Source organism: Marinobacter halotolerans (assembly GCF_008795985.1).
Classification (GTDB): domain Bacteria; phylum Pseudomonadota; class Gammaproteobacteria; order Pseudomonadales; family Oleiphilaceae; genus Marinobacter; species Marinobacter halotolerans.
The window spans coordinates 961,452-979,360 of sequence record NZ_VMHP01000002.1 but is presented as its reverse complement, the minus strand read 5'-3'; the positions used below and the strand labels follow the sequence as shown (position 1 = coordinate 979,360).

General features: G+C 56.9%; 13 protein-coding genes. 9 read left to right on the top strand and 4 right to left on the bottom strand.

Going from position 1 to position 17,909, the window contains the following annotated elements:
- Positions 1–197 precede the first annotated feature (197 nt).
- The 3 genes from glgB to glgP are packed head-to-tail and all read left to right on the top strand — an operon-like array spanning position 198 to position 6,129.
- On the top strand, positions 198–2,084 hold the full coding sequence (glgB, locus tag FPL19_RS14830; RefSeq protein WP_150913551.1) for a 1,4-alpha-glucan branching protein GlgB: 1,887 nt from the start codon (positions 198–200) through the stop codon (positions 2,082–2,084).
- Positions 2,081–3,532, top strand: coding sequence for a glycogen synthase GlgA (glgA, locus tag FPL19_RS14825; protein WP_150913549.1), 1,452 nt, complete (start codon positions 2,081–2,083; stop codon positions 3,530–3,532). Before glgB ends, glgA begins: the two co-directional genes overlap by 4 nt.
- A gap of 44 nt (positions 3,533–3,576) precedes the next feature.
- Positions 3,577–6,129 (top strand): alpha-glucan family phosphorylase, encoded by a 2,553-nt coding sequence (gene glgP, locus FPL19_RS14820; protein WP_191965288.1) that lies wholly within the window; start codon positions 3,577–3,579, stop codon positions 6,127–6,129.
- Between the two features lie 20 nt (positions 6,130–6,149).
- Here glgP and FPL19_RS14815 read toward each other — a convergent pair whose 3' ends face one another.
- Entirely contained in the window at positions 6,150–6,809 is a 660-nt protein-coding gene (locus FPL19_RS14815; protein WP_150913545.1) for an alpha/beta hydrolase, read from the bottom strand.
- A gap of 14 nt (positions 6,810–6,823) precedes the next feature.
- The gene (locus FPL19_RS14810; RefSeq protein WP_150913543.1) at positions 6,824–8,029 is read right to left on the bottom strand and encodes a lysophospholipid acyltransferase family protein; all 1,206 of its coding nucleotides are present in this window, start codon (positions 8,027–8,029) and stop codon (positions 6,824–6,826) included.
- A 207-nt stretch (positions 8,030–8,236) separates the two neighbouring features.
- On the opposite strand from FPL19_RS14810, the gene recQ reads away from it, so the two are divergent.
- The gene (recQ, locus tag FPL19_RS14805; RefSeq protein ID WP_150914268.1) at positions 8,237–10,111 is read left to right on the top strand and encodes a DNA helicase RecQ; all 1,875 of its coding nucleotides are present in this window, start codon (positions 8,237–8,239) and stop codon (positions 10,109–10,111) included.
- Here recQ and FPL19_RS14800 read toward each other — a convergent pair.
- Positions 10,069–10,626, bottom strand: coding sequence for a PaaI family thioesterase (locus FPL19_RS14800; RefSeq protein ID WP_150913541.1), 558 nt, complete (start codon positions 10,624–10,626; stop codon positions 10,069–10,071). The two genes, recQ and FPL19_RS14800, sit on opposite strands and share 43 nt — an antisense overlap.
- A gap of 130 nt (positions 10,627–10,756) precedes the next feature.
- Between FPL19_RS14800 and FPL19_RS14795 the strand changes: the two genes are divergently transcribed.
- From FPL19_RS14795 to selD, 5 genes are all read left to right on the top strand, one after another.
- Positions 10,757–11,677 carry a type 2 periplasmic-binding domain-containing protein gene (locus FPL19_RS14795; protein WP_150913539.1) on the top strand — a complete coding sequence of 307 codons (921 nt, stop codon included), beginning with the start codon at positions 10,757–10,759 and terminating at the stop codon, positions 11,675–11,677.
- 129 nt (positions 11,678–11,806) lie between these two features.
- Entirely contained in the window at positions 11,807–13,339 is a 1,533-nt protein-coding gene (locus FPL19_RS14790) for a bifunctional GNAT family N-acetyltransferase/carbon-nitrogen hydrolase family protein (RefSeq protein WP_150913537.1), read from the top strand.
- Between the two features lie 168 nt (positions 13,340–13,507).
- Positions 13,508–13,906 (top strand): hypothetical protein, encoded by a 399-nt coding sequence (locus FPL19_RS14785; RefSeq protein WP_150914267.1) that lies wholly within the window; start codon positions 13,508–13,510, stop codon positions 13,904–13,906.
- Between the two features lie 69 nt (positions 13,907–13,975).
- Entirely contained in the window at positions 13,976–14,638 is a 663-nt protein-coding gene (locus tag FPL19_RS14780) for a helix-hairpin-helix domain-containing protein (RefSeq protein WP_150913535.1), read from the top strand.
- Positions 14,638–16,914, top strand: a complete 2,277-nt coding sequence (gene selD / locus FPL19_RS14775) for a selenide, water dikinase SelD (protein ID WP_150913533.1) — start codon at positions 14,638–14,640, stop codon at positions 16,912–16,914. Before FPL19_RS14780 ends, selD begins: the two co-directional genes overlap by 1 nt.
- Here the strand turns inward: selD and senB are convergent.
- Positions 16,898–17,884, bottom strand: coding sequence for a selenoneine biosynthesis selenosugar synthase SenB (gene senB, locus FPL19_RS14770; protein WP_150913531.1), 987 nt, complete (start codon positions 17,882–17,884; stop codon positions 16,898–16,900). The two genes, selD and senB, sit on opposite strands and share 17 nt — an antisense overlap.
- Positions 17,885–17,909: the final 25 nt, after the last annotated feature.

Genomic DNA, 17,909 nt, shown 5'->3' with positions numbered 1-17,909 from the left:
TTCCCTGAAGAAAACCTTCCCTGCAACCAGTCTTTCAACCGTCAGGGATTGCCACGTTTTTGACGCCTTAAACTATATTAGAACACTAGCACGGAATTATGACGTAAAATTGTTTTGGGTCATTTTTTGAACAGGCTCGTTCGCGTCTAATGAACAGACGCCCAATGCGCTCCACACGGTCAGGAATAGCAGGGTCTATGGATAGTCCAACGCTCAGCGAATTCGACCTCCATCTCTTTGCCGAAGGCCGGCACTGGCACATCTACAATGTGTTGGGCGCTCATGTCTGCAGAAACCAAGGCGTCGAGGGCGTCAGGTTTGCAGTTTGGGCCCCACACGCCAAAGCGGTCACCGTTATCGGCGATTTTAACCACTGGGATTCCAGCGCCCATCCAATGGATCTGCACGAAGGAACCGGTGTCTGGTCCTGCTTTATTGATGGCATTGGTGCTGGCGCTCTCTACAAGTTCGCCATTACCACCGAGAAAGGCCATCAGCTTCTGAAAACCGACCCCTATGGGCAAGCCTTTGAGCTGAGGCCCTCAACGGCCGCCGTGGTGACGGAACGCGGGCATTTTGGTTGGGGCGACGGTGACTGGCTTGTCAGACGTGGCCGGTGGAACTGGCAGGACTCTCCCATCTCAATCTACGAGGTTCATGCCGCCTCCTGGCGCCATCATGGGTCCGGCCGTTGGCTGAACTACCGTGAGCTGGCAGACCAGCTGCTTCCCTACGTACAGGAAATGGGCTTCACCCACATCGAGCTGTTGCCGGTCACAGAGCACCCTTTGGACGAATCCTGGGGTTACCAGACCACCGGCTATTATGCGCCGACCAGCCGTTTCGGAAGCCCGGACGATCTGCGCTACCTGGTAGACCAGTGCCATCAACACAACATTGGCGTGATCCTGGACTGGGTACCGGGGCACTTTCCCACCGATGAACACGCGCTCGCCCAATTTGATGGCAGCGCGCTATATGAGCATGCAGACCCCCGAAAAGGGCGCCATCAGGACTGGGGCACGCTCATTTACAATTACGGCCGGCATGAGGTTCGCAACTTCCTGATCGGCAGCGCCCTGTTCTGGCTGGATGCCTTCCACATTGACGGGCTGCGGGTGGATGCGGTGGCGTCCATGCTCTACCTCAACTACTCCCGCAAGGAAGGCGAGTGGTTGCCCAACGAGCATGGTGGCCACGAAAACCTTGAAGCCATAGAGTTTCTCCGGGAATTGAACCGGGTCTGCCAGAGCCGGTTCCCCGGAACGCTGGTCTGCGCGGAAGAATCCACCTCCTGGCCTCGTGTGACCCGGCCGCCGGAAATCGGCGGGCTGGGCTTTAATCTCAAATGGAACATGGGCTGGATGCACGACACCCTGGATTATATGGCACAGGACCCGGTTTACCGACAGTACCATCACGATAAGCTGACTTTCGGGCTGCTGTATGCGTTCTCGGAAAACTTCCTGCTGCCGCTGTCCCACGATGAAGTGGTTCATGGCAAGGGCAGCCTGATCAACAAGATGACCGGGGACGAGTGGCAGCAGCGGGCCTCGCTACGGGTGCTCCTCACCTATATGTTCAGCTATCCCGGGGCCAAGCTGCTGTTTATGGGCGGTGAGTTTGGCCAGCGGCGGGAGTGGAGCGAATCCCGCGAGCTGGACTGGTCGCTGCTGTCTTATCCAGAGCATCAGGGCATCAAAAAACTGGTTCAGGATCTGAATGGCGTTTACCGGCGGGAAGTCTCGCTGCACGGGGCCTGCTTCACCCCGGACGGATTCGAGTGGATCGATTGCCATGACTCTCCACAGTCGGTAATCAGTTTCCTGCGCACGGCCAAGGGCGAGACCTCGGTGATTGTCGTCAACTTCACGCCGATGCCCAGGCACCATTACCGGATCGGGCTTCCGCAGGGAGGCAACTGGCAGGAAATCTTCAATTCTGATTCCGAGTACTACGGTGGCAGTAACCTCGGTAATCCCTACCCTATGCCAGCGGACCAACAGCCCTGGATGAACCGTGACTGGTCGGTGGAACTGACCCTGCCGCCGCTGGGGGCCATCATCCTGAGGCCGGCCCTATGATCCGGGTTCTCTTCGCCACCAGTGAGGTCTACCCAATGGTGAAAACCGGCGGCCTCGCCGACGTTTCGGCCAGCTTGCCGGAAGCTCTCTGCCGTCTTGAATACGATGTCCAGATTCTATTGCCCGGTTACCCGGATGCGCTCAAGGCTGCCAGAAAGGCCGGCTCCCGCAGAAAGGTCCGATTCCAGCTTGGTCAATACAATGTCAGCCTCTGGCAGACCAGGTTGCCGGGTACAGCTGTAACGCTCTGGCTCGTGGACTGCCCACCGCTGTTTGATCGACCAGGCAACCCCTACAAGAACGAGCAAGGGAAAGACTGGTGGGACAATGCTCACCGTTTTGAACTGTTCGGCAAGGTAGGCGCCATGATCGCCACTGGTGAAGCCGGGTTGGCCTGGAAACCCGATCTGGTCCATTGCAATGACTGGCAGACCGGGCTGATTCCGGTTTTCCTTGAGCCCTATCGGGCAAGGCCGGGAACGGTATTTACCATTCACAATCTTGCCTACCAGGGGCTTTTTTCCCACGAAACCTTCCGGGCCCTTGGCCTGCCGGACTCCCTCTGGCGACTTGAGCAGCTGGAGTTCCATGACCAGCTATCCTTCATCAAGGGTGGCCTGGTGTTTAGCGACAGGATCACCACGGTGAGTCCCACCTATGCCCTGGAAATACAGAGCCCGGAATTCGGCAATGGTCTGGATGGTTTGCTCAGGCACCGACAGCACGCATTGAGCGGTATCCTCAACGGCATCGATACCCGGGTCTGGAACCCGGAGGAAGACCCGGAACTGGCTTTCCATTACGGCCAGGATCACCTGAAGAATAAGGCCAAGTGCAAGGCCAGCTTGCAACAGGAACTTGGGCTGGAAGTAAAAGGCGGCCCGTTAATGGGGTTCGTCGGGCGTCTGGTGGATCAAAAAGGCGTGGACTGGTTGCTGTCCGTGATGCCGGAGTTGCTCGAACAGGGCTGCCAGTTTGTCATCCTCGGCTCCGGGGAGGACCGCTACGAGGAACCCCTGAAACAATTGGCCAGGAGATGGCCGGGACAAATGTCCCTTACCCTGGGCTACAACGAGGGGTTGTCCCATCGAATCACGGCCGGTAGTGACCTGTTCCTGATGCCTTCGAGATTCGAACCCTGCGGGCTCAACCAGATGTATAGCCTCAGGTACGGGACGATTCCGGTGGTACACGGTGTTGGCGGACTGGTTGATACGGTTCAGGACCCTCTGGATGTTGGAATCGATAAGGCAAACGGTTTTGTTTTCACCGGCGCCAGCGCCGAGTCGCTCCTCGCCACCGTCAACCGCGCACTGCTGGTTTTTGCTAATCGTAAACAATGGCGACAGTTGCAGGGAAACGGCATGGCAACCGACTATTCCTGGAAGCAACGGGCTCGTACCTATGGCGATCTGTATCAGTGCATTCTCAAAGAACGTGAACAATAACAGCTGGATTAGTGCGAGCGCTTGCCCGCCTGGAGGCAATCAACATGCATAAAGCAACGGAATTCCGACTCGAAGCCAACCCCCTGATTCCGGAGCCGCTGGAGCGACTGGAAGAGCTTGCCAACGATCTGTTCTACAGTTGGGACCATGGAGTACGCAGCCTGTTTGCCAGGATTGACCTTCGGCTCTGGCAGAAGGTGGAGCACAACCCGAAGCTTTTCCTGCGCCGGGTCGCCCAGGACCGGCTCGATGAAGCATCCGAAGACCGGGCGTTTCTGGCCGAGTATCGCCGAGTGCTCAGCAGCTATGACTCCTATCTTGAGTCCGGGCCTGACCCCGAAGTGACTGAAAAACTGGAGCCGGAAAAGGCTCTGGTGGCTTACTTCTGCGCCGAGTTCGGTTTCCACGAGAGTTTTCCGATCTATTCCGGCGGCCTGGGCATTCTGGCCGGGGATCACTGTAAGGCGGCGAGTGATCTTGCCTTGCCTTTCGTTGCGGTCGGCCTGTTGTATCGGCAGGGCTACTTTATTCAAAGTATCGACGCCCATGGCCAACAGATTGCGCGCTATCGGTCTCATTCAAGCGATGAACTGCCCATCACGCCGCTGGAGATAAACGGCGAAGTGCTCAAAGTTTCAGTTCCCTTCCCTGGTCGCGATGTTGTTGCGCGGGTTTGGGAAGCACGCGTTGGCCATATCCGGCTGTACCTGCTTGACAGCTATACCGAGGAAAACAGCCCGGAGGATCAGGACCTTACACTCCAACTGTATGGTGGCGACGAATCCACCCGTATCAGCCAGGAAATGCTGCTGGGCATCGGCGGTGCCCGGGTATTGGAAGCCCTGAACCTGATCCCGACGGTCTGGCACATCAACGAAGGTCATGCTGCGTTTCAGATTCTTGAGCGTTGCCGGCAAACCATGGCGTCCGGGCTGGCGTTCGAGGCTGCGCTGGAAGCGGTTGCCGGCGCGACCCTGTTCACCACCCATACACCCGTTGCCGCCGGACACGACATTTTTCCACGCTCCCTGGTTCAACATGCCCTTGGTCGTTTTCTGGAAGAGTCCGGGCTGGATTTCGAGCAGGTGTTCAAACTCGGCTCAAAGGACGGCGGGGACACCTTCAATATGACCAGTCTCGGGCTCCGCGGCTCGCGTTTTCACAATGGTGTCAGCCGCATTCACGGAGGTGTCGCGTCGCTTATGGAAGGCGATATCTGGCCGCAGGTGCCGCCCGGGGAGAATCCCATTGGTTACATCACCAATGGCGTGCATGTGCCCACCTTTCTGGCACCGGAATGGTCCAGTCTGTTTGACATCCAGGCGCCTACCTGGAAAAGCGAACTTAGGAATCCGGAATTCTGGGAATTTATCGACCAGATTCCGGATTATCATTACTGGAGCGTACACAAGGCCCTGAAACAGCAAATGGGCGAATACATCGTCCGGCGCCTGAAGCGCCAGCATAAGCGTAATGGCACCGGCCACTCCGTGACATACCGGATGACTCGTCAGCTGATTTCTTCGGAAAAAGACACGTTGGTGATCGGTTTTGCCCGGCGGTTCGCTACCTACAAGCGAGCGACGCTTATCTTTTCAGATCTGGAGCGGCTGGAGCAGATTCTCACCAACCCGGATCGCCCGGTGGTACTGGTTTTCGCCGGCAAGGCCCACCCGAAAGACAAACCCGGGCAGCAATTGATCAAGGTTATCCATGATCTGTCCATGCACCCCGCTTTGATGGGGCACGTAATCCTGCTGGAGGATTATGACCAGGCCATGGCTCGCCGGCTACTCAGTGGCGTGGATGTCTGGTTGAATACCCCGGAATACCCGAAGGAAGCCAGTGGCACCTCCGGCGAAAAAGCCGCGCTGAACGGTGCCCTCAACTTGAGCGTACTGGATGGCTGGTGGGGCGAAGGCTATGACGGCAAAAACGGCTGGGGCATTCCACCAAGAGACACCGAACTGGATCCGGAGTTCCGGAATGAAGAAGAAGCCCGGGACCTGATTGATCTGATCGAATTCGAGGTGGTGCCCCTGTATTACGATCGTGCCTCCCAGGGTTTTTCGAAGGGCTGGGTAAAACGCTCCAAGGCCTCGATGAAATCCATTACGCCCCGGTTCAATGCCCAGCGCATGGTGATGGACTATGTGAATAATTATTACCAGCCGGCTTCAAGTCAGGGAGCGCTTCTTATGGCCGACGGCGGCCAGGTAGCGATCGGGCTCGCAGGCTGGAAGGCAAGGGTAAGGCACGCCTGGCCCGGGGTTGAACTGCGAGTCGTTGACTGCGTCGCGTCCTCGTGTCCGCATGACGGTGCCGTGGAACTTCGGGTGGAGGCTGCACTCAATGGCCTGTCAGCGGATGATGTTCGGGTGGAATGCCTGGTCAGCCCGGAATGCACCGGCACCCACAGCAGCCCCGGGCCTGACAGCTTCCTACTCGAGAAAGAGAGTGAAACAGAAGGCCGAACCGTATTCGCCACTCGTGTTCAGCCACCCTATCCCGGCCTGCAGACCCTCAGGTTGCGGATGTATCCGCATCATGAATCGTTGACTCATCCACTGGAAATGGGCGCCATGCTCTGGGCCTGACTCCAGAGCACGGCGGAATCTCAAAGCAGGTGCCTGCGAAGGAACTGGCCGATGTCCTGTATTTCCTCAAGGCAGACGCTATGTTCCATGGGATAGGTCTGATAAGACGGGGCGTATCCAAGTTCCTTCAATTGGTCGACACTCAGGCGCCCAAGCGATTCAGGTACCATTGGATCAGAAGTTCCGTGATACACCTTGATAGGAATTTCGCGGTTTGCCTCCGACAGCGTCACTGTTTTGGCTGTGGCGAAATAAGTAGACAGCGCCAGAATACCTGCAAGCCGTTTCGGGTAGCTCAACCCTAGTTCATAGGCAACCGCCCCGCCCTGGGAAAAGCCGGCGATCACAATATTTTCACTGTTCACGCCACGCTCGATTTCCTGGTCTACAAGCCGGGCCACAGCATCAGACGACTCCATCAACTGCTCTTTATCAACCACACGGTCAATATCCATGGCCTTGATGTCGTACCAGGCAGGCATGCGCATGCCGCCGTTAATGGTTACCGGCAGATTCGGGGCATGGGGAAAGATAAACCGCACCGCCGCATCCTCTGGCAGGCCCAGCTCCGGCACCACCGGTTCAAAATCATGGCCGCTGGCGCCCAGGCCGTGAAGCCAGATCACAGAAGCCGTCGGGTTCGGGTTGGTCTCGATTTCAATGTATTTCAGGTCTTGCACGGATACCTCGGCTCTCAGTTAGAAGAATCACTGGGTGGCTGACTGCGCTGGTTAGCTTCAAGCGCCGAAACCACCGGGTTAGCGTACATGTCCAGCAGGTACGGCCTCGCTTCGGGGGTACAGGCGTCAAGCCTGCGTTCGATCTCCGCCTCTGCCGCGTCGATGTCTGCCGGCGAAAAGGTTTCCGCGGTAACGATCGAGCTGCTCTCCGACCCCTCGGTCAAGTGGGACTGGGGGTGGATCGACCGCTGCTGGTAAGCCACCAGGTTGGACGAATGCAGGTGGTAGTTGGCGTGCATCTCGTGGTCGATTCGGGCCGAAAGCGCCCTGGGGTCGTCCTCGGCGTCTGCGATCGGCTGACCGAAATGCACGTGAACGTGGCCTTTAAAGCCCGTCAGGCCCTTCATGATGGACTCTGTGTCCTCATCCTTGGCCTTGGCGTACTGACCAGTGCGGGCGCGGGTTTCAAGCTCACGGGCCTTGTCCAGATCGCAGGGATCGTATTCATAGGCGATGGACACCGGCACGATGTGGAGCCTATTCATTGCCTCTGCGAAACTCAGCCCGCTTTTCTTCCGGCTCATGTAGAACATCTTGATAATGGCCGGGTCTGTAACATCCAGGCCATCTTTCGCCCGCCCTTCCCGCTGGGCTATCCAGATGCTCTCGTTGCTATCTATGCTGTGATTGATGAACCCCGAAAGCATCAGATAGGCGTCCCGCATTTCCCGCGGACTGGTCATATTGCGGCGAACGACGAAGCTCTTGTTCAGCCGCATCATTTCCGCAAACACGCGGTTGGACAGCAGGTTGTCGCCAATGGCGATGCGGGTGGTATTGAATCCGTTGGCGAACAGCAGGTAATTCACCACCATAGGATCAAACACAATATCCCGGTGGTTGGAGATAAACAGGTAGGCGCCGGACTTGTTCAGGTTTTCCAGGCCACTCTGGGTCACACGGCTGGTAGTGCTGCCAATCAGTTCGGCGACATAGCCCGAGAGCTTGGCCTGAAGGTCATTGATCCGGGTTACATTGCCGAAACGACGGACCAGCCAGCGCCGTACCCATGCTCGAAGCGGCGCAGGCGCCCACCTGGCAAGTGTCGGTGTTTTGAAGCGACCGACCATATCAAGAAATTCGCGGTCTCTGACCAGTTGACCGATTGCGGCCCCGGTTTCTTCGTCGCTGTAAGGACGAATAGCATCGAATTCCTGCATGAATATCCTGTCAGTTGGTTGCAGAAAAAACCGGTATTGTAGACTCCAAACCACCTGCCTGTCTTTGAAACTGTTTTCGGTATTCATCCCGGTCATGGACTCAGCGGTCATTATGGCGCTCTTGTTTCTGGTACTATTGCGCCCTTATTCGGCACCTGCAATGAACGCACTCTGGCTGGAAGCATTTTGACTGAATCCTGGCATTCTATGGACTTTGAGCAGTTAAGCACCGTTCGCCCTGAAACCTCCGGTCAGACACCGGAAGAGGTTCTGCACCGGGTATTCGGCTATGAAAATTTCCGTCTGCTTCAGGGCGACATCATCCATGAGGTGGTGAGTGGCGGCGATGCCCTCGTTCTGATGCCTACCGGCGGTGGTAAATCCCTGTGCTACCAGGTGCCTGCCCTGGTGCGTACTGGTACGGCAGTCGTTATCTCGCCCCTGATTGCCCTGATGCAGGACCAGGTGGCGGCGCTTAAGGAACTGGGCGTCAGGGCGGCGTTCCTGAATTCCACCATGGATTTTCATCAGGCCCAGGAAACTGAAAACCTCCTGATGACCGGCGAGCTGGACCTGCTGTACTGCGCTCCCGAGCGCCTGATTCAACCCCGTACCCTGAACCTTCTCAAAGACGCCTCACTGTCTCTCTTTGCCATAGACGAGGCGCACTGTGTGTCCCAGTGGGGCCATGATTTCCGTTCCGACTACCTAGAACTCAGCCGCCTGGCGACGGAATTCCCCGGCGTACCGCGGATCGCACTGACCGCTACCGCCGACGAACGCACCCGAAAGGAAATTGCCGAACGCCTTTCTCTGACCAGCGCCCGGCACTTCATCAGCAGCTTCGACCGGCCCAATATACAGTACCGGATTGCCCCGAAAACCAACGCAAACCGACAGTTGCTGGATTTTATTGGCACCGAGCACAGCGGCGATTGCGGCATTGTGTACTGCCTGTCCCGTAACAAAGTGGACGCCACGGCAAAGCTTTTGCAGAAGCAGGGCTACAACGCCCTTCCCTATCATGCCGGTCTCGACGGCGTGACACGCTCCCGGCACCAGGAACGGTTCCTGCGGGAAGATGGCGTGATTATCGTGGCGACCATCGCCTTTGGCATGGGCATCGACAAGCCGGATGTTCGCTTTGTCGCGCACCTGGATCTGCCCAAAAGCCTGGAAGCCTACTATCAGGAAACCGGCCGTGCCGGTCGCGACGGCAAGCCCTCGACCGCCTGGATGGTGTACGGATTGCAGGACGTCATCAAGCTGCGGCAGATGCTGGAGGGCTCTCAGGGCAATGACCAGTTCAAACGGGTTGAGCGCCAGAAACTGGACGCCATGCTGGGGCTTTGTGAAGTCACCCAGTGCCGGCGTCAGGTGCTGCTGCGGTATTTCGGCGACACCCTCGACCAGCCCTGCGGCAACTGCGACACCTGTCTGAACCCGCCGGAAACCTGGGATGGCAAGGTGGCGGTCCAGAAGGCCCTTTCCTGCGTGTTCCGCACCGGGCAACGGTTCGGCGTGACCTACCTCATTGACGTGCTGCGGGGGTCTGAAAACGAACGCATTCTGCAGTTTGGCCACCAGGCCGTCTCCACCTATGGCATAGGCCAGGAGCTGTCCGCCAACGAGTGGAAATCCGTCTTCCGGCAGCTGGTGGCCAACGGCTACTTGCGGGCAGACCCGGAGGGCTACGGCGCTCTGCAACTGACGGAAGACTGTCGCCCATTGCTGAAAGGCGAAGTGGCCATCGAACTGCGCAAAGATCCCATCCAGAAAGCGGGCCAGGCCCGCGGCGGTGCCGGCAAGACCAGCGGATCGAATCGTGGGCGCAAGTTTGCGGACGAAGTGGAAGACAAGGACGCCTGGGAAGCCCTGCGGGCCTGTCGCAAGGCCCTGGCGGACGAAAAAGGCGTGCCGCCCTACGTGATATTCCACGATGCCACGCTGTTCGAGATTCTCGCGAAACAGCCGGCATCACTGTCGGATATGGCGGAAATCACCGGGGTTGGCGCCGCCAAGCTGGAGAAGTATGGCGATCAGTTCCTGGCGGCGCTGAAACCCTTTTTACGCACGCGGTAATGGCCTATTGACGTCGCCACGTGGTTGCCCTCTTTATCGTACATCAGGCCCTCCAGCTCAAAGGCCGCGCGGCCTGTCTTGTCAGCTTCCGCTTTGATGGCTTCCACTGTCTGGTCATCCAGTGAGAATTCCACCACCACATCGGAATTGGCCGATTGCAGGAACTGCAGTGTCATCTCCTTGAGGATGGGGGTGTAGGCAGGGCCCAGATCGAACAGAGTCAGTACGCCCCCCGGAATTTCCGCCACCAGAAAGTAGGCCCCGGCATAGAGGCTGCCAAAATGGTTCTTGTTGCCCTTCAGCGGAATCTGCGCCTTCACGTAACCCGGCCTTAACTCAATAACCCGGAACCCGTTGCGGGGTGCAAATGGAATCGCCATCCCTATAATACGGTTGACTGCAGCGTAGCTGCTGGTCTTGCGAAGCCAACGAAGTGGCGAGCCCAGGCTCGCATCGGGATCGGATCCTGATACCCACTGGCCTGTCGCGCCAATGAGACTGTCTATCAATGCCATATTGCCTCTCCGGTAAACAATGATTTACAAATTGGCCCTGGTGCTGTGCAGATTGTGATCTAGACTGCTAACGTAAGCCAGAGCGGAATAATCCCGGGTTTCGGGCACAGGAAGCAAGAGTTGTGAAAGGATGAAGTTTCGGCGACCGGTGATTTACCTCTTGACGGCTTTTTTTCTGCAGGCCGCAGTGCCACCTCTGGCACTGGGAGCGGGCACCGCAGCCAGCGACCAGCCCGAAAACCGACTGTTACTCTGGTATCGGAACTACGACAGCCCGCCTGTCCGCTCCCTGGTATCACTTGCACTGCAAAAAACTCCGGAATATCCCCCTTATACGCTCGCCAGAAGCCCGGAAATGTCCCAGGGACGAGTTGTCCGGGAACTGAGCAAGCCAGACTCGAAACTGTTGGATATTGCCAATATTGCCAGCAGTACCGATCGGGAAAAGAAGCTGACCGCCGTGCCGATCCCTATTGATGGTGGCCTGCTGGGTCTGCGGGTGTGCGTTGTTCGCAAGGAGGACCTGCCAAAATTCGACGGCATCACTACCCTCAAGGATCTTGCCGACAGCGGAATCCGTATCGGCCAGGGCACCCACTGGCCGGACTCCAGCATTCTGCAGGTCAACGGCATTGAGGTTGTCACCCACTCCCGTTACGAAATCCTGTTCAGAATGCTGGACAACGACCGTTTTGAATGCTTCGCCCGCGGCGTGAGCGAAGTGCTCTATGACCTAAGGCTGAAGGGCAACACGGACTACGTGATCGAACCCGACATACTGCTGGCCTATGCCATGCCCTCATTCTTCTTTGTCAACAAAGGCAATGAGAGCCTCGCACATCGGCTTCAGCTGGGAATGGAAAGAGCCATTCTTGACGGCAGCTTTGCCGCCTTTCTCGACCGCTTCTACGGACAACCAATCCGCGAGCTCAATCTGGGCGCGCGCCACATTCTGGTTCTGGACAACCCCTTTCTCAGCCGGGATTCCTGGCAGGTCGGGCAACGAACACTTCAGGATTTGCGCACCCGCATTCATCGCATGCAGGACTGATCCGTAAAGCCGGACATAGGTGATTGTCCGGCGCCGAATGGGACCTCTCCAGTGCTATCTGTTAACATCCTTTCTTTAATCATCTTTCTTTGTTGATTGGTCCCTTATCACCTGACTGGAGCTGCCCGTATGGCCCACGAAGAACTGCACCTCAATCTTCGTAACCTTGAAGTCGACGATTACCCTCAACTTCAGGTCCTGATGGACCGCATCTACGATGATATTGGCGGTTCATGGCCGGAAGACACCATCAAGGCTCTTGTAGAACAGTTTCCCGATGGTCAGATCTGTATTGAGGAATCCGGTGAGCTGGTAGCGGTAGCACTGACCGTGTGCGTCAAATATGAAAGGTTCAGCAACCCGCACACCTACGATGACCTGATCCTGCGCAATGAAAAAATCTGGCACAACGCGCAAGGTGATTCTCTCTACGGGCTGGACGTGCTGGTTCACCCGGAATACCGGGGATATCGCCTTGGCCGTCGACTTTACGAAGCCCGCAAGGAACTTTGCCGGTCGATGAATCTGCGCGCCATCCTCGCCGGTGGGCGGATTCCCGGCTACTTCAAGTACGCTGACCAGTATTCTCCGGAAGAATACATTCAGCGGGTAGATCGCAAAGACATTTACGACCCGATTCTGAGCTTCCAGCTCTCGAACGATTTTCAGGTCACGCGCCTGATGCATAAATACCTGCCCGAGGACGAAAAGTCCCAGGGCTACGCCACGCTGTTGGAGTGGCGGAACATTCTCTACACACCGCCATCCGCGGTGCTCAATGTCAAAAAAACACAGGTCCGGCTGGGCGCGGTTCAGTGGCAGATGCGGGAATTCACTTCGGTCGATGAAGTACTTGAGCAGGTCGAGTATTTCGTGGATGCGCTATCCGATTACAAAAGCGATTTCGCCATTTTTCCCGAATTCTTCAACGCGCCACTGATGGGCCTGACTGACCAGGTGGACCAGACCCGCGCCATTCGCTTCCTGGCCGGATTTACCGAGCAGTTCCGCAATGAAATGTCAGAAATGGCGGTCAGTTACAACATCAACATTATCACCGGCTCCATGCCTTTGCTGGAGAATGACCGGGTCTATAACGTGTCCTATCTCTGCCATCGGGACGGCCGTGTAGACGAACAGCGAAAGGTGCACATTACCCCCCACGAGCGCCGCGACTGGGTTCTTGAGGGTGGTGACAAGTTTGAGGTGTTTGATACTGATGCCGGCCGCGTTGCCATCATGATCTGCTACGACATCGAGTTTCCGGAACTGGGCCGCCTGGCCGCCAGCGAGGAAGTGGACATCATCATGGTCCCCTTCTGGACCGATACCAAGAACGGCTATTTGCGCGTCAGGCATTGTGCCCAGGCCCGTGCCATTGAAAACGAATGCTACGTGGTAATCACCGGCAGCGTCGGCAACCTGCCCAAGGTTGAAAACCTCGACGTTCAGTATGCCCAGTCATCGGTATTCTCACCGTCCGACTTCGCCTTCCCCCACGATGCGGTCATGGCGGAAACCACGCCGAATACCGAAATGATCATGTTCTCGGACATGGATCTGGAAAAACTGAAACTGGTTCGAAACGAAGGGTCGGTGACAAACCTGAAAGATCGGCGCACTGATATTTACGACATCAACAAGCGAACCAAAAGTGAATAAAACAAGCGGGACTTAAAACCCGAATGAAACACTGTTCGTATACTGCTGAATGAATTGCCAAACTTCCGCAGTATGGCTATTGTTTAAGCAATACCCGTCTATCATTTGCGGTTCAATGGTTTTAATGGAACTGAAACAGGATATCTGTAGATCAGGAATATGTTGAGTCTGAAGGAAGCATTACCAGATCTCTTCGCACAGTTCAGCGTAAAGCAGGGCCTGTTCCGCCGTGAGCTGGTGCAGGCGGCGCTGTTCGAACTGGACGATTATGGTTGCGTCATAAAAACGGACAAACAGTTCGAACCGGGGGATACCATCGTGTTTGACCTGGTTATGCAAATGCCGTTTGACGACATCCGCGCTGATGGCATAAGCGGACTGGTCACAGAGCGTAGAAAGCACTGTAGCAATTTCTTCTATTCCGTTGATTTTTCAAAGATAAGCACTGGGAATGATACCGGATTTTCAGGCAAGCTCCGCCGGATCAGGGACGTTCTTCGCAAGAAACAGATCCTGAAATCGAGGCGCTCATCCGGACCGTCCTCCAGCGTTCGTCACACGGCCTGAACCGCCATCATGAAGTAATCACTGTACGTTTAAACGGACTATCAACAGACATATCAGGGGAGATCTCTCATGGGCAAGAAAGCCAGCAAGCAGAACGTCGATAAAGTGGTTGAAAAGGTCAACAAAGAGTTTGAGAAAACGTCGCAGCGGATCGAAAAGCTGATGAACGATGCCATCAAGCAGTTTGACGGTGTCCAGAACCAGGTTCAGGAGCCGGTCAGAAAGTTGCTGAAGGAAATTGACGAACTGCGGGAGCGCGAGGTGAAGCGCTTCACCGACGAGTTTGACCGTCGTATGGACGAGTTCCACGAGCTCCAGAATAGCGTTATGGAGCGTCTGGGACTTTCCAGCAGTAAGTCCAGTGCCAGCAAAAAGACAGCTCCCAAAAAATCCACAGCCAAAAAACCGGCTGCCAAAAAGACGGCTGCGAAGAAAACCGCCACTAAAAAGCCCGCTGTAAAGAAGACGGCTACCAAAAAGCCGGCATCAACAGCACGCAAGCCGGCGGCAGCCAGCAAAAAACCTGCAGCGGCGGCAAAAGCAGCAGACAGCAGCGATCTGACCCGCGTGAAAGGAATTGGCCCTGCAACGGCCAAGAAGATGAAAGATGCCGGTATTACTGACATCTCGCAGATTGCCAACCCTTCCGCGGATGATCAGGCAAAACTTTCTGCCTTCAGCAATGTTAAAGGCTTCAGCACCTTCAGCGCGGAGGCTAAGAAAGTTCTTTAATGCAACAAAATGACCAGCCTGTATTACGGGACATTGTCCTGATAGGAGGCGGGCACAGCCACGTAGGGGTTCTGAAGCGCTTTGCCATGAACCCCGTCCCCGGTGTCCGCCTGACTCTCATCTGCCGCGACACCCACACGCCCTATTCCGGAATGCTGCCTGGCTATGTTGCCGGGCATTACAGCTATGACGAGGTCCATATAGACCTGAGCCGTCTGGCTGAGTTCGCTGGCGCCCGGTTTTACCGGGATGAGGCAATCGGTATCGACCGCGATTCCAAAAAGGTTATCTGTCGGTCCCGGCCGGATGTGCCCTACGACCTTCTATCGGTCAATATTGGTTCTTCTCCTCGGGTCAGCGATGTAGCAGGTGCAAGCGAACATGCAGTGCCGGTGAAGCCCATAAACGGCTTCAACCAGAGGTGGCTATCCCTGCTGTCCCAGCTTGAGAACCATGACGGCCCCCTGAGTATCGCCGTCGTTGGCGCGGGCGCCGGTGGCGTCGAGCTTACGCTGGCTATGCAGTTCCGCCTCCGCAACGAGCTGAAAAAGCGTGGCCACGACCCCGCTCAGCTTCAATTCCACCTGCTGGACGCCCAACCGCAGATATTGCCCACCCATAATGCCGATGTTCGCCAGCTTTTCGAAAAAACGCTGAAAGACCGGGGTGTGAAGATCCATCTTGGCTCGGCCGTATCCCAGGTAGAACCGAACACCCTGAAAACCGATAGCGGCGGCACTGTGGAAGCCGACCAAGTGCTTTGGGTCACTCGAGCCGGCGGGCCCGAATGGCTTAAAAATACCGGGCTGGCGCTGGACGATGGTGGATTTATCAGGGTTCGGGACACATTACAAACCGAAACCGATGATTCGATCTTTGCGGCAGGCGATATTGCCAACGTGATCAATTACCCCCGGGAAAAAGCGGGCGTGTTTGCGGTTCGCCAGGGCCCTCCCCTGGCCGATAACCTCAAACGGCTGGCTCTCGGGAAGACGCCAAAGCCGTTCCGGCCCCAGAAAAAATGGCTGGCGCTGATCAGTACAGGCGACAAGTACGCGATTGCCTCCCGGGGAGACCGGTCTTTCTCTGGCGCCTGGGTATGGCGCTGGAAAAACTGGATCGATCACCGGTTTATGGCGAAGTTTAACCACTTGCCACAGATGGAAGAATCCGCCGCTGTGCCGGATACCGGCGCGGCCCAGAATCCCGAAGAGGCCTCCCAGGCCATTTCCGCTGTCGCCATGCGCTGTGGTGGTTGTGGGGCCAAGGTTGGTAGCACGGTGCTTTCCCGGGCACTCGGCGAGCTAAGGCCGATCGAGCGGGACGACATTATTATCGGCCTGCACGCGCCGGACGACGCCGCTGTACTTGAAGTGCCCCCAGGCAAAGCCGTTGTCCATACGGTGGATTTTTTCCGAGCGTTTATCGACGACCCCTACACATTCGGCAAGGTTGCAGCCAATCATGCCCTGGGTGACGTGTTTGCCATGGGCGCGGAAGCCCAGAGCGCCACGGCCGTCGCCACTGTGCCCTACGGCATTGAATCCAAGGTCGAGGACGTGGTGTTCCAGATGATGTCCGGCGCCGTCGAGGTGCTTAACGAAGCGGGCTGTGCCTTGGTTGGCGGCCACACGGGTGAAGGCAAGGAACTGGCGCTGGGCTTCGCAGTGAACGGCCTGATCGACCCCAAAGAAGTGATGAGCAAAGGCGGCCTGCGGGCCGGCGACGCCCTGATTCTGACCAAACCCATTGGTACGGGCACCCTGTTTGCCGCCCACGCCAAGCTTGAAGCCAAGGGCCGATGGATCGACAGCGCGCTGGCGTCCATGATTCAGTCCAACAAGGCCGCCGCCGAGTGCCTGCACCGGTTCGGTTCCAAAGCCTGTACTGATGTAACCGGGTTTGGTCTGCTCGGGCACCTGGTGGAAATGACCCGCCCGTCCGGAGTCGACGCCGAACTGAATCTCAGCGCCCTGCCCATTCTTCCAGGCGCGGAGGAAACCGCAGCAGCCGGCATTCTGAGCTCGCTACAGCCGGCCAATATCCGCCTGCGCCGGGGCATTCGGGATCAGGATAAATGGGTCAATCATCCCCGCTATCCGCTGATCTTCGATCCTCAGACCGCCGGCGGACTGCTCGCCAGCGTTGCGGCGGACAAGGCCGAGGAATGCGTACGGGAGCTAAAGGCCCTGGGCTATCCTCATACGGCCATTATCGGTCGCATTACCGCCCAGGACGAGACTGGCCCCATAGAGCCAGTCAGCCTGGTTGAATAGAGCCTGCCTGACGCGCTGCCAGCGCCTTTTTTAGAGCCCTGGCAAGCGCAGCCTGCTCCTGCTGCGGAGTGAAGTTCACAGCAAGTTCTCCAACCTTTGCGGCCAGGTCTGCCAGGAACTCCGGTGAACTCTCCGCCTGCCATAACAGTCGGGCAAGCTCTTCTTCGCTGCCCGTCTTGAAGTAGCCCGGATAGCCGTCGCCAAGCAGGCCGATGTTTCCGGAAATATCCGACGCAAGAACCGGCAATCCGATCCGACAGGCTTCTGACACCACGTTGGCACCACCTTCCATGATCGAACTGATCACCATCGCATCTGAGCTCAGCATAAGAGCCTGAACCTCTTCCCTGGAGACCTCCCCAAGCCATTCAAAACGCGGATTAGTGGCCAGTTCTTCCCGTGCCAGACTCTCCCACTGCTCGTTATGGGGTTTGCCAGCATTGATCACTTTAAGCGTCGATTTGGCGGGAACAAGGCGTGCGGCGAAGGCGGCGCGCAGTGAGTCCTTTTCTTCCCTGAGGTGACCAATAACACAGACCTGAAAACCAGCGCGCTTTTTACCGCTGAGTCGCTCCGGGATTTGTGCCGATTGCAGAACGGTGACAAGCTTTTCGCCAAATCGCTCCGGAATGTCCCTTGCAACCCGCTCATGAAGACCGATCAGGCAGTCAGCCTGCTCCATGGTCTCAAGCGTTTGCTCCGGAAAACGGAGCTGGTGGTCGTAGATATCCGTGCCTGTCAGCGCGACGATCAACGGGATATCAGGAAAAGCTTCGCGAAAACGTCTGACCGCCAGATGGCTCCGCCAGGCGTGCAGCGCAATTAAAAGATCACAGGGCTCATCCTGAAAGTCAGTCAGAATGCTGACATGGTGACCTTCCTGCTCCAACAGTTTGGCCCAGCGCTCTGCTGTCGCGCGATTGCCGGCCTTGGAACCTGCAGGCGCGGGCGTAATGAGAACAATATTCATGAGTGATGCGCTCCGGCACAACGGC

Bases quoted from the DNA above. Each gene is read 5' to 3' on its own strand.
- glgB (WP_150913551.1), top strand. From the start codon at position 198: ATGGATAGTCCAACGCTCAGCGAATTCGACCTCCATCTCTTTGCCGAA.
- glgA (WP_150913549.1), top strand. From the start codon at position 2,081: ATGATCCGGGTTCTCTTCGCCACCAGTGAGGTCTACCCAATGGTGAAA.
- glgP (WP_191965288.1), top strand. From the start codon at position 3,577: ATGCATAAAGCAACGGAATTCCGACTCGAAGCCAACCCCCTGATTCCG.
- FPL19_RS14810 (WP_150913543.1), bottom strand. From the start codon at position 8,029: ATGCAGGAATTCGATGCTATTCGTCCTTACAGCGACGAAGAAACCGGG.
- recQ (WP_150914268.1), top strand. From the start codon at position 8,237: ATGGACTTTGAGCAGTTAAGCACCGTTCGCCCTGAAACCTCCGGTCAG.
- FPL19_RS14800 (WP_150913541.1), bottom strand. From the start codon at position 10,626: ATGGCATTGATAGACAGTCTCATTGGCGCGACAGGCCAGTGGGTATCA.
- FPL19_RS14795 (WP_150913539.1), top strand. From the start codon at position 10,757: ATGAAGTTTCGGCGACCGGTGATTTACCTCTTGACGGCTTTTTTTCTG.
- FPL19_RS14790 (WP_150913537.1), top strand. From the start codon at position 11,807: ATGGCCCACGAAGAACTGCACCTCAATCTTCGTAACCTTGAAGTCGAC.
- FPL19_RS14780 (WP_150913535.1), top strand. From the start codon at position 13,976: ATGGGCAAGAAAGCCAGCAAGCAGAACGTCGATAAAGTGGTTGAAAAG.
- selD (WP_150913533.1), top strand. From the start codon at position 14,638: ATGCAACAAAATGACCAGCCTGTATTACGGGACATTGTCCTGATAGGA.
- senB (WP_150913531.1), bottom strand. From the start codon at position 17,884: ATGAATATTGTTCTCATTACGCCCGCGCCTGCAGGTTCCAAGGCCGGC.